The 11,657-nt window shown below is 57.1% G+C and carries 11 protein-coding genes; 10 read left to right on the top strand and 1 reads right to left on the bottom strand.

Features of this window, described 5'->3' with window-relative positions; all coding sequences use genetic code 11:
• Window positions 1-58 precede the first annotated feature (58 nt).
• From nifH to JG725_RS03155, 5 genes are read left to right on the top strand one after another with little or no spacing between them, the layout of a single operon-like run.
• Window positions 59-943, top strand: a complete 885-nt coding sequence (gene nifH / locus JG725_RS03175) for a nitrogenase iron protein (RefSeq protein ID WP_172287517.1) — start codon at window positions 59-61, stop codon at window positions 941-943.
• Between the two features lie 11 nt (window positions 944-954).
• Complete coding sequence (gene nifD, locus JG725_RS03170) at window positions 955-2,403, top strand: nitrogenase molybdenum-iron protein alpha chain (protein WP_172287518.1); 1,449 nt, start codon at window positions 955-957, stop codon at window positions 2,401-2,403.
• 59 nt (window positions 2,404-2,462) lie between these two features.
• Window positions 2,463-4,028 carry a nitrogenase molybdenum-iron protein subunit beta gene (gene nifK / locus JG725_RS03165; RefSeq protein WP_199376538.1) on the top strand — a complete coding sequence of 522 codons (1,566 nt, stop codon included), beginning with the start codon at window positions 2,463-2,465 and terminating at the stop codon, window positions 4,026-4,028.
• A gap of 58 nt (window positions 4,029-4,086) precedes the next feature.
• Window positions 4,087-4,302, top strand: coding sequence for a putative nitrogen fixation protein NifT (gene nifT / locus JG725_RS03160; RefSeq protein ID WP_172287521.1), 216 nt, complete (start codon window positions 4,087-4,089; stop codon window positions 4,300-4,302).
• 51 nt (window positions 4,303-4,353) lie between these two features.
• A complete protein-coding gene (locus JG725_RS03155; RefSeq protein ID WP_172288750.1) occupies window positions 4,354-5,019 on the top strand; it encodes a NifB/NifX family molybdenum-iron cluster-binding protein in 666 nt (221 codons plus the stop codon).
• A gap of 40 nt (window positions 5,020-5,059) precedes the next feature.
• On the opposite strand, the gene dld is transcribed toward JG725_RS03155, so the two are convergent.
• Window positions 5,060-6,805 (bottom strand): D-lactate dehydrogenase, encoded by a 1,746-nt coding sequence (gene dld / locus JG725_RS03150; RefSeq protein ID WP_199376536.1) that lies wholly within the window; start codon window positions 6,803-6,805, stop codon window positions 5,060-5,062.
• 236 nt (window positions 6,806-7,041) lie between these two features.
• Between dld and nifE the strand changes: the two genes are divergently transcribed.
• The 5 genes from nifE (at window position 7,042) to nifU (ending at window position 11,651) form a co-directional block, all read left to right on the top strand.
• Window positions 7,042-8,418, top strand: a complete 1,377-nt coding sequence (nifE, locus tag JG725_RS03145; protein ID WP_199376534.1) for a nitrogenase iron-molybdenum cofactor biosynthesis protein NifE — start codon at window positions 7,042-7,044, stop codon at window positions 8,416-8,418.
• A 15-nt stretch (window positions 8,419-8,433) separates the two neighbouring features.
• Entirely contained in the window at window positions 8,434-9,834 is a 1,401-nt protein-coding gene (nifN, locus tag JG725_RS03140) for a nitrogenase iron-molybdenum cofactor biosynthesis protein NifN (RefSeq protein ID WP_199376532.1), read from the top strand.
• On the top strand, window positions 9,822-10,280 hold the full coding sequence (locus JG725_RS03135; RefSeq protein ID WP_199376530.1) for a NifB/NifX family molybdenum-iron cluster-binding protein: 459 nt from the start codon (window positions 9,822-9,824) through the stop codon (window positions 10,278-10,280). The genes nifN and JG725_RS03135 overlap by 13 nt, the downstream gene beginning before the upstream one ends.
• 150 nt (window positions 10,281-10,430) lie before the next feature.
• Complete coding sequence (locus JG725_RS03130) at window positions 10,431-10,748, top strand: hypothetical protein (RefSeq protein ID WP_199376528.1); 318 nt, start codon at window positions 10,431-10,433, stop codon at window positions 10,746-10,748.
• 33 nt (window positions 10,749-10,781) lie between these two features.
• Window positions 10,782-11,651, top strand: coding sequence for a Fe-S cluster assembly protein NifU (nifU, locus tag JG725_RS03125; RefSeq protein WP_199376526.1), 870 nt, complete (start codon window positions 10,782-10,784; stop codon window positions 11,649-11,651).
• Window positions 11,652-11,657 lie beyond the last annotated feature (6 nt).

The following is an 11,657-nucleotide window of genomic DNA, read 5'->3' as shown; positions in this document are numbered from 1 at the left end:
GGCTGGTATGCACCCTGCAAGATAAATCGGGACATTCACTGTGAAAGAGGAAGACACCATGGCAATACGTCAGTGTGCGATTTATGGCAAAGGGGGGATCGGCAAGTCCACCACGACGCAAAATCTGGTGGCGGCGCTCGCCGAACTGGGTAAAAAAGTGATGATTATCGGCTGCGATCCGAAAGCCGACTCCACGCGTTTGATTCTGCATGCCAAGGCGCAAAACACCATTATGGAAATGGCCGCCGAAGTCGGATCGGTAGAGGATCTTGAGCTTGAAGATGTATTGCAGATTGGCTACGGCGGGGTGCGCTGCGCCGAATCCGGCGGCCCGGAGCCCGGAGTGGGCTGCGCGGGACGCGGGGTGATTACCGCCATCAACTTCCTGGAAGAAGAGGGCGCGTATGAAGACGATCTGGATTTCGTGTTCTATGACGTGTTGGGCGACGTAGTGTGCGGCGGGTTCGCCATGCCGATCCGCGAAAACAAGGCGCAGGAAATCTACATCGTATGCTCCGGCGAAATGATGGCGATGTATGCGGCCAACAACATTTGCAAAGGGATCGTGAAATACGCGAAATCCGGCAAGGTGCGTCTGGGGGGATTGATTTGTAACTCCCGCCAGACCGATCGCGAAGATGAGCTGATCATCGCGCTGGCCGAAAAGCTGGGCACCCAGATGATCCATTTCGTGCCGCGCGACAATATCGTACAACGCGCTGAAATCCGTCGCATGACGGTGATTGAATACGATCCGACCTGCAAGCAGGCTGACGAATACCGCACGCTGGCCAGCAAGATCGTCAACAACACCAAAATGATCGTACCGACGCCGGTCACTATGGACGAACTGGAAGCCTTGCTGATGGAATTCGGGATCCTCGATGAGGAAGACGAAGCCATCATCGGTAAAACCGCAGCCGAAGAAGCGGCGTCGGCCTGAGGAGTCAGCACATGACAGACACCATTACGCAACAGAATCAGGCGCTGATTCAGGAAGTGCTGGAAGTCTTTCCCGAGAAAACCCGGAAAGAACGCGCCAAACACATCATGACCGTTGACGAAGGGATGGAATCGGTCGGGAAATGCATGACGTCCAACCGCAAGTCTCAGCCAGGGGTGATGACGGTACGCGGTTGCGCCTATGCCGGTTCCAAAGGGGTGGTTTTCGGGCCGATTAAAGATATGGCGCACATTTCCCACGGGCCGATTGGCTGCGGGCAATACTCCCGCGCCGGTCGACGTAATTATTACACCGGGGTGAGCGGCGTCGACAGCTTCGGCACCCTGAATTTCACCTCGGATTTTCAGGAAAAAGACATTGTTTTCGGCGGCGATAAAAAGCTGCGCAAGCTGATTGATGAGCTTGAACTGCTGTTCCCGCTGACCAAAGGGATCAGTATCCAGTCAGAATGCCCGGTCGGGCTGATTGGCGATGATATTGAAGCCGTCGCGCGCTCGGCCAAAGAGGCGCTCGGCAAGCCGGTGGTGCCGGTGCGTTGTGAAGGATTCCGTGGCGTATCGCAGTCGCTCGGTCACCATATCGCCAACGATGTTATCCGCGACTGGGTGCTGCCCGCGCGAGACGACCAACCGTTTGCCGCCACGCCGTATGACGTCGCCATCATTGGCGACTACAACATCGGCGGCGATGCCTGGTCTTCCCGTATTCTACTGGAGGAAATAGGGCTGCGGGTGGTGGCGCAATGGTCCGGGGACGGCACGCTGATTGAAATGGAAAATACCCCCAAGGTGAAGCTCAATCTGGTGCACTGCTATCGCTCCATGAACTATATCTCCCGTCATATGGAAGAGAAATACGGCATTCCCTGGCTGGAGTACAACTTCTTTGGGCCGACGCAGATCGCCGCCTCGCTGCGTAAGATCGCCAGCCAGTTCGACAGCGTTATTCAGGCCAACGCCGAAGCGGTGATCGCCCGCTATCAGGCACAGACCGACGCGGTGATCGCCAAATACCGCCCGCGTCTGGAAGGGAAGAAAGTGCTGCTGTATATCGGTGGGTTACGTCCCCGTCACGTGATTGGCTCGTATGAAGATCTCGGCATGGAGATCATCGCCGCCGGGTATGAGTTTGCGCATAACGATGACTATGACCGTACCTTGCCGGAGCTGAAGCAGGGCACCCTGTTGTTCGATGACGCCAGCACCTATGAGCTGGAAGAGTTTGTCAAGCGGCTGAAACCCGATCTGGTGGGCTCGGGTATTAAAGAGAAGTACGTGTTCCAGAAGATGGGGGTGCCGTTTCGGCAGATACACTCCTGGGATTACTCCGGTCCTTATCACGGCTACGACGGATTTGCGATCTTCGCCCGTGACATGGATATGACGCTGAATAACCCGTGCTGGAAACAGTTAACCGCGCCCTGGCTGAAATCCGCCTGAGGCCTGACGACCCGTTTATCCCGTAAGTTCACCGATTCGTGGCGCGGGAGGAGAATGCGATGAGCCAGAATACCGAGAAAGTGAAACCCTGTTATCCGCTGTTTGAACAGCCGGAATATCAGGCGCTGTTTGCCAGCAAAAGCGAACTGGAAGAATCACACAGCGCGGAGCGTGTGCAGGAAGTCTTTGAATGGACCACCACGCCGGAATATGAGGCGCTTAATTTTCAGCGTGAGGCGCTGACCGTTGACCCGGCGAAAGCCTGTCAACCGTTGGGCGCGGTGCTGTGTTCGCTGGGATTTGAGAAAACCTTGCCATATGTGCACGGTTCCCAGGGATGCGTCGCCTATTTTCGTACCTACTTTAACCGTCACTTTAAAGAGCCGGTAGCCTGCGTTTCCGACTCGATGACCGAAGACGCGGCGGTGTTCGGCGGCAATAACAACATGAACCAGGGGCTGCAAAACGCCAGCGCCCTGTATAAACCGGAAGTGATCGCGGTTTCCACCACCTGTATGGCGGAGGTCATCGGCGATGATTTGCAGGCCTTTATCAGCAACGCCAAAAAAGATGGCTTTGTGGCCGATGGCATCGAGGTGCCTTATGCCCATACGCCCAGTTTTATCGGCAGCCATATCACCGGCTGGGACAATATGTTCGAAGGCTTTGCCCGTACCTTTACGCAGGGCGTTGAGGGATATCAGGCCGGCAGCAACGGCAAGATCAATTTGGTCACCGGATTTGAAACCTATCTCGGCAATTACCGGGTGCTGAAACGGATGATGGCGCAGATGGCGGTGCCGTGCTCGCTGCTGTCCGATCCGTCGGAGGTGCTGGATACGCCGGCCGACGGTCATTTCCGCATGTATGCCGGCGGCACCACGCAGGCTGAAATGCGCGATGCGCCAAACGCCATCGACACGCTGTTGCTGCAACCCTGGCATTTGGTGAAAAGCAAAAAAGTAGTGAAAGAAGACTGGGGGCAACCCGGTACGGAGGTTTCGGTTCCAATGGGACTGGCCGCCACCGATGATTTTCTGATGACCGTGAGCCAACTGACAGGGAAACCCATTGCCGAAGAGCTGGTTCTGGAACGCGGCCGGCTGGTCGATATGATGATGGACTCCCACACCTGGCTGCACGGCAAGCGTTTTGGCCTCTATGGCGATCCCGATTTTCTAATGGGCCTGACCCGCTTTCTGCTGGAACTGGGCTGCGAACCGGCGGTTATCCTTTGCCATAATGGCTCCAAGCGCTGGCTGAAGGCGATGAACAAACTGCTGGAGTCGTCGCCGTATGGCAAAGACAGCGAGGTGTTTATCAACTGCGACCTGTGGCATTTCCGCTCGCTGATGTTCACCCGTCATCCGGACTTTATGATCGGCAACTCATACGGCAAGTTTATCCAGCGTGATACCAAAGCCAAAGGCGACCGGTTTGAAGTGCCGCTGATCCGCATCGGTTTCCCGATCTTCGATCGCCACCATCTACATCGGGCGACGACCTGGGGTTACGAAGGGGCGATGACGATGCTGACCACGCTGGTGAACGCCATCCTGGAAAAACTCGATCAGGATACGATGGCGCTGGGTAAAACCGACTACGGTTATGACCTGATTCGCTGACGATAACGCCGTTCCGCCCCAAAGGCGGCACGGTTTTTTCCGATCCACCGGAGGACGTATGGCCAGTATCATTCTTCGTCAGCTTGCTGACGGCATCCATTGCTATATTGCCAAAAAAGATCTGGAAGCCAGAGTCACGTTTCTGGAGTTCGACCGGCCCGACTGCTGGGGCGGGCGGATCCAACTGGAAGGGGGACAAGACTGGTTTGTTACGCCGTTAACGGAAAAACCCACGTTTCCCGTCACCTTACGGGCGAAGAAATGTGAAGGTTAACGGCTGCCTACGGCCTTTCGAACACCACAACTACCGGAGATGCTCATGAGCCTGACTCGGGACGATTTACTTTTCTGGCGGCTATTCGCCCTGGCGCAACTGCTGCCGGAAATTGCACCCGCAACGTTGATTAACTGGCTGGAAACCACCTGCGACGAGGCGCTGACGCTGGAGCGCCTGTCCGCACTGTCGCTTGACGAATTATCCCGCCATCTCCCTTTGGATAAGGCTGCGCTGAGCGTAGCCCGCTGGCAGCAAATCATGGATTGCCTGCACGGTAATCTTCCCCCCCATTTGACCGCGCAATCCGAGCGCAAGCAGGGGCAACAGCTACAGGTGGCGTTCGCTTCCAGCAACGGTCTGACGGTTAACGGCCACTTCGGTCAGTGCCGCCTGTTTTTTATTTACGCCTGGGATCGGCAGGGGCCGTTTCTCAGCGGATTACGCCGTTATCAGCCGCAGGAGGGAGAAGACGGAAACGAAGGACGGCTGCGGCTGCTGACCGATTGTCATCTGCTGTTTTGCGAATCGATCGGCGGGCCGGCGGCGGCCAAGGTGATCCGGCATAATATCCACCCGATCAAGGTGCCGGCGGCCACTACCATTGACGAGCAATTACGGGCGCTGCAAGGGATGATTAGCGAGCATATGCCGCCCTGGCTGGCAAAACGGCTGGGCAAAGACAATCCGTTGCAACAGCGGCAGTTCGGCTTTTAATCTGCGACCTGAGGGGCACGGAGCGTGCCCCTCAGGGGGATTAGCGATGGCTGTCGCCGCAGTCGCAGCCCCAGTTTTTCAGCTTCGAGGTTTTGCCAATTCCCGGGTTGAGGCTATTGGTCGGATCGTTGTGCTGATAAAACGCTTTAAGTTGAGGCTTAGCCTGGTACAGATGCCCGACGTTATGCTCGGCCGGATACTCCGCGCCGCGTTGGTCGAGTAGGGCCAGCATTTTCTCTTTCAGCTTATGCACATCGACGCCTTTCTTCACGATGTAATCCTGATGGAAGACGTAGCACATGAAGTGACCGTAATACAGACGGTGTTCCAGCATGTCATCAAACTCCGCCGGCAGGTGCTCAAACCATTCGTGATCGTTACGCCGCAGGGCGATATCCAGCGGCAAAATGTTTTCCACTTCTTTGCTGTGTACCGCATGGTAGCGGATCGCCGCCCCGGCCGCCGCAAAGCGGTGCAGAAAAGCTTTGGCGCCTTCTTTCTGCGTACAGACAAAAAATTCGCCGTCGGCCTCGCGGAAATACTGCTCCAGCCACTGCCGAGCCTCTTCAATCCCGTCGCCGGCCATTTTCAGCATCAGGTGATGTTCAAAGCGATCGCGATAGGCTTTCAGCCGATCAGGCAGGTGTGAAGGCAGCAGGCGGCTGAGTAGCTGCATGGTGCGATCCACCAAATGTGACGGCAGAAAGGGCGCTTTACCGAAGATCGCGTCCATCCGTCCTTTCAGATTAAAGAACATCGGCATTTTATCGGTGCCCAGCTTGTCGATCATGATGAACGTGTCTTTACCGTAAATTTCGGCCATATTGAACATATCGCGGTGCAGATATTCACCCGCCACCGGCAGGTTTTTAAAGTTGGCGAGAATATGACGACGCAGTTCGGTCAACACCTGCGGCTGATTGGTGCCGATATAGAACACCTGCTGCGACTTTTGCGCCGGGAAGGTATCCAGACGGACGGCGAAAACCGCCAGCTTCCCGGCGCAGCCCGCGGCCTCAAACAAACGGCGTTCATCGGCGTTAAAGCGTGACGGCGTGTCCGCGTCCACATCACGGATACGTTCGGCATATTCATGGTCGGACGCCTGCCGCTCGTCGTGGATCACATCCTGAGCGCGGTATTGCTTTGACTCCAGACGGGTCAGGATCTCTTCCGGGGTATTTCCCAGCTTGATCCCCAGATGGTTAATCAATTCCGCCTGTCCCTGTTCATTCACTCGTCCGTAAAGCGCCATTTCGGTATAGGCCGGGCCGCGGTGCACCAGCGAACCGCCGGAGTTGTTGCAGATACCGCCGATCACCGACGCGCCGATGCAGGAAGAGCCGATCACCGAATGCGGTTCGCGTCCCAGCGGCTTCAGCACCCGCTCCAGGTGCCACAGGGTACTGCCCGGCAGCGCCACAACCTGCTTGCCGCCGTCCAGTAATTGAACCTTATCCAGCCGCAAGGTATTGATAATCACGATTTCACGGTCGTAGCCATCGCCGCTCGGCGTCGAACCTTCCGTCAGACCGGTATTGGCCGCCTGCATCAGTACGATACGGCCGGCCTCGATACAGGCTTTGAACACTTTCCACTGTTCCAGCAGTGACGCGGGGAACACCACGGCCAGCGCATCGCCCTGACCCGAACGGAATCCTTTACGATAGCGCTCGGTTTTATGCTCATCGGTAAGGATATGGGATTGTCCGACAATGCTGGTTAGGGTGCGAATAAGCGTCTGAGAATTAACGGAGGAAGTTGGGGGGGTTGCATAGTCCTGCATGACAATGTGTCCTGGTAATTAATCTATAGATAGCGATAAAAGCATAGCGCTTACTTTGAATTTTGCTCACCGTTGTTGCGCCGTTAAGTCCTTGATTCCGTCTGCCCGCCTGACAATCATTGTTGGTTTTGTCGCACAAACGACAATGATAAATGATTAAAAATCAAATAATTAATTTCTGGCTCGCCAATTGCAGCAGGGATGATGGAGCCACATTAACGGTGCCGAGGTGAGTGATGAGAAAGAGTGAAATTGTGGCATTAATGGATCAGCCGGCCTGTGATCATAATGGCGGTCATAAAACCGGCTGTAGCGCCCCCAAACCCGGTTCGGCGGCGGGAGGCTGCGCATTTGACGGCGCGCAAATCACCCTGTTGCCGATTGCCGATGTCGCCCATCTGGTGCATGGCCCGATTGGCTGTGCGGGCAGTTCCTGGGATAACCGCGGCAGCCACAGCTCCGGGCCGCAGATTAATCGGCTGGGGTTTACCACCGATATGAGCGAGCAGGACGTGATCATGGGACACGGCGAGCGACGCCTGTTTCATGCGGTGCGCCATATCGTCGAGCGCTACCGTCCGGCGGCGGTGTTTATCTACAACACCTGCGTCCCAGCCATGGAGGGGGACGATATAGAAGCGGTGTGCCGGGCGGCGGAGCAGGTCAACCATGTTCCGGTTATCGCTATCGATGCCGCCGGATTTTACGGCAGTAAGAATCTGGGTAACCGCATTGCCGGCGATATTATGGCGAAAAAGGTGATCGGCGGCCGGGAACCCGCCCCCTGGCCGGCGGACTTCGCCATCCCGGAAGCGCAGGGACACAGCATCGGTCTGATTGGCGAGTACAACATCGCCGGCGAGTTCTGGCATGTATTGCCGCTGCTGGATCGGTTGGGGATCCGCGTGCTGGGCAGCCTTTCCGGCGATGCCCGCTTTGCCGAGCTTCAGACGTTGCACCGCACCGAAGTCAATATGTTGGTGTGTTCCCGGGCGTTGATTAACGTGGCCCGCCATCTCGAAATTCACTATGGCACGCCGTGGTTTGAAGGCAGCTTTTACGGCATCCGCGAGATGTCATCCTCGCTGCGCACGCTGGCGGGGTTGCTGAACGATGCGGATTTGCAGGCAAGAACCGAAAAGCTTATCGAACAGGAAGAGCGGGCCGCCGGCCTGGCGCTGGAACCCTACCGTCAGCGGCTGCAAGGCAAGCGCGCGTTGCTGTACACCGGCGGCGTAAAGTCATGGTCGGTGGTGTCTGCGCTACAGGATCTGGGCCTTGAGGTGGTGGCGACCGGAACCAAAAAATCCACCGAAGAAGATAAGGCGCGCATCCGCGAACTGATGGGCGATGACGCCGTGATGCTGGAAGACGGCAACGCCCGCCTGCTGCTGGATACGGCCTATCGCTATAACGCCGACATCATGATTGCCGGCGGGCGCAACATGTACACCGCCTATAAAGCCCGCCTGCCGTTTCTGGATATCAATCAAGAACGGGAACACGCCTTTGCCGGTTATCAGGGCATTGTCGCGCTGGCCCGTCAGCTTTGCCTGACGCTGGAAAGTCCAATCTGGCCGCAGGTAAATCGCCGGGCACCCTGGCATATCTGAGGAAGGAGAAGCGTAATGGCGCAGGTTTTAAAATCGGCAAAACCACTGGCGACCAGCCCGATTAAAAGCGGGCAGCCGCTGGGGGCTATTTTAGCCAGCATGGGGCTGGAGGGGGGTATCCCGCTGGTGCATGGCGCCCAGGGGTGCAGCGCATTTGCCAAAGTGTTTTTCATTCAGCACTTTCACGACCCGATCCCCCTGCAAACCACCGCGATGGATCCGGTCACTACCATCATGGGATCGAACGATAACATCCTGGCCGCCTTGTCGTTACTGTGCGAGCGCCATAACCCGAAGGTGATCGTGGTGCTGAGCACCGGCCTGTCGGAGGCGCAGGGAACGGATCTGGCGTTTGCCTTACGCCAGTTCAGAGAAGGCTATCCCAAATATCAGTCTGTCGCCGTGGTCACGGCCAGTTCGCCGGACTTTTACGGATCGATGGAAAATGGCTATGCCACCGTGCTGGAAAGCGTGATTGAACAATGCGTGCCGGCGTTGCCGACCGCCAGCGTGATACGCAAAAAGCGGGTGAATCTGCTGCTGGGGCATATGCTGACGCCCGGCGATCATGAACAGATCCGCAGCTATGTCGAGGCGTTCGGCCTGCAACCGATTATCCTGCCCGATCTGGCGGGGTCGCTGGACGGCCATCTGGCGGAGGGTGATTTTTCCGCCTTGACCCAGGGCGGTACGCCGCTGCGCTTGCTGGAACAGATGGGGCAGAGCGCGTCCACCGTGGCCATCGGGGTATCGCTACAGCGGGCCTCGCGCCTGCTGGAAAGCCGCAGCCATACGCCATCGCTCTGGCTGCCGCACTTGATGACGTTAGACCAGTGCGATGCGTTTATCGATCATCTGCGCCAGTTGTCCGGCCGCGAGGTGCCGAACTGGATCGCCCGTCAACGCGGTCAGTTGCAGGACGCGATGATTGATACCCATGTCTGGTTACAGGACAAGCGGCTGGCGATTGCGGCAGAAGGCGATCTGCTGGCCGCCTGGCTGGATTTCGCCATCAGTCAGGGGATCCGCCCCGCGTGTGTGGTCGCCCCGGCGAACCAACCCGGTTTATCTTCACTGCCCGTCGCCGAGGTGCAAATCGGCGATCTGGAAGACATGGACGATAAGTTACAATGTCACTCAGCGGATATGCTGTGCGCCAACTCGCATGCGGCGTCGCTGGCGCAGAAATACCATCTGCCGCTGGTGCGTATCGGTTTTCCGCTGTTCGATCGCATCGGCGAATTTCGCCGTCTGCGGCAGGGTTATGGCGGCATTCGCGATACCCTGTTTGAGTTGGCGAATGCCATGCGCCAGGCGCACCACGAACTCCCGGTTTATCACTCTCCGCTGAAGCAGGCTTTTCCCTCTGCCGTTACGCAGCAACCCATCATGGAGATAAAGCCATGCGACATTTAACCCGTCAGTTGGCGATCCCCTCTGTCGATAGCTGGATTATTCGCATCGCGTTTGCCAGCGTCGATTTACGCGTCGTCGATCAGCATTTTGGTTCATCGCCGCGTCTGGCGATTTATGGCATCCGTCGTGATGAAGTACAACTGCTGGAAGTGGCTGATTTCACCGTCTTGCACGGACACAGCGAAGACAAACTGCTCAGCCGAATCAGCGCGGTGGAAGGCTGTTTCACCCTCTACTGCACGGCCATCGGCGATACGGCGTTCAGACAGCTGCTGGCCATTGGGGTGCGGGCGGTGAACGTTGCCAACAATACCCCGATCGCCATGCTGCTGGCCGATGCGCAGGCGTTGTGCGACGAGGGACGGATCAGGAAATCCCAGCGGAAAAAAGACAGCAACCGTTTTGACGCCATGATGCAGGAAAGCAGCTGGTACGACGAACAGTGAAACGTGTCGGCTGTGCGACAAAACCGACAATTACCGGCGTTTATGCAACAGCTCAACAATCACCTGCGTCGCTATCTCACTGATAAAAGAGATTTTTGTGACTGGCATCACATTTGCTCAACGATAAGTGTCAGGTACAGGAGCCAAACCATGATCCATATCGATGCGATGACCGTAAACCAACTCAGGCGGCGCCAGCAGCAGCGCGCTCAGCCTACCGCCGGACTGGCGCTGGTCGTCAGGGGCGATGCCTGCCGCGGCTGGACATTACAGATGATCTGGCGGACGCAGGCGTTACCGCACGAAGAATGCCATGACATCGCCGGGTTGCGGCTGTTCGCCGCCGAGCAACATTGGCGGCAGTTGGATCAGGCGCGCATCAGCTCGGATACGCAAGGTATCTGGGTGGAGTTTCAGCCGCTGGGATGCCGTTGTGAAGACGGGTCGTGCGCGGTGGCGACATTATAAGATCGTGAGCCGTAACAAACGGGAGAAGAGAGCATGTGGAATTATTCTGAGAAGGTAAAAGAGCATTTCTTTCATCCGCGTAACGCCCGTGTGGTGGAACAGGCGAATGCGGTGGGCGATGTCGGTTCTCTCAGCTGCGGCGATGCCCTGCGGTTGATGTTGCGGGTCGATCCCGATAGCGAAGTGATTCAGGAAGCCGGATTTCAAACTTTTGGCTGCGGCAGCGCCATCGCCTCTTCATCGGCCTTGACCGAGCTGATTATCGGTAAAACGCTGGACGCCGCCTCGCAGGTGACCAACCGGGATATTGCCGATTATCTTGATGGCTTGCCGCCGGAGAAAATGCACTGTTCCGTCATGGGACAAGAAGCGTTGCGGGTGGCGATTGCCAACTATCGCGGCGAAACGCTGAATGAGGATCACGAAGAGGGCGCGCTGATCTGCAAATGCTTTGCCGTTGACGAAGGGCAAATTAAACGGGCGGTGCTGACCAACGGGCTGACCTCGCTGGAAGAGGTCATTCAGTACACCAAAGCCGGCGGCGGATGCACGGCATGCCATGAAAAAATCGAGCAGGCGCTGAGCACCATTTTAGCCGCCGCCGGCGATAACCCGACGGCGGTGGAGGGAAAAGAGAAAAGCGAACGCTGGCGGGCGGTGGAAGAGGTGATTACCGGACTGCGGCCGCATATCCAGATGGACGGGGGCGACATCACGCTGGTCAAGGTAACGGACGATGAGGTGCGCGTCGCGCTGTCCGGCAGTTGCAACGGCTGCATGATGACCGACATGACGCTGGGCTGGCTGCAACAGAAGCTGCTGGAACGGCTGGGGGTGGTTATCCGCGTGGTTATCGATACGCCCGCCGCCGCCGGGGTCATTCTCCAGACTTCTGACCTTTAAGGAATG

Origin of the sequence: Brenneria sp. L3-3C-1 (genome assembly GCF_016456245.1) — a bacterium.
Taxonomy (GTDB): Bacteria; Pseudomonadota; Gammaproteobacteria; order Enterobacterales; family Enterobacteriaceae; genus Brenneria.
Note: the sequence above shows the minus strand (reverse complement) of the source record. Positions and strands in the feature narration are given on the sequence as shown.

Coding starts and splice junctions, on each gene's coding strand:
- nifH (WP_172287517.1), top strand. CDS start 59: ATGGCAATACGTCAGTGTGCGATTTATGGCAAAGGGGGGATCGGCAAG.
- nifD (WP_172287518.1), top strand. CDS start 955: ATGACAGACACCATTACGCAACAGAATCAGGCGCTGATTCAGGAAGTG.
- nifK (WP_199376538.1), top strand. CDS start 2,463: ATGAGCCAGAATACCGAGAAAGTGAAACCCTGTTATCCGCTGTTTGAA.
- nifT (WP_172287521.1), top strand. CDS start 4,087: ATGGCCAGTATCATTCTTCGTCAGCTTGCTGACGGCATCCATTGCTAT.
- dld (WP_199376536.1), bottom strand. CDS start 6,805: ATGCAGGACTATGCAACCCCCCCAACTTCCTCCGTTAATTCTCAGACG.
- nifE (WP_199376534.1), top strand. CDS start 7,042: ATGAGAAAGAGTGAAATTGTGGCATTAATGGATCAGCCGGCCTGTGAT.
- nifN (WP_199376532.1), top strand. CDS start 8,434: ATGGCGCAGGTTTTAAAATCGGCAAAACCACTGGCGACCAGCCCGATT.
- JG725_RS03135 (WP_199376530.1), top strand. CDS start 9,822: ATGCGACATTTAACCCGTCAGTTGGCGATCCCCTCTGTCGATAGCTGG.
- JG725_RS03130 (WP_199376528.1), top strand. CDS start 10,431: ATGATCCATATCGATGCGATGACCGTAAACCAACTCAGGCGGCGCCAG.
- nifU (WP_199376526.1), top strand. CDS start 10,782: ATGTGGAATTATTCTGAGAAGGTAAAAGAGCATTTCTTTCATCCGCGT.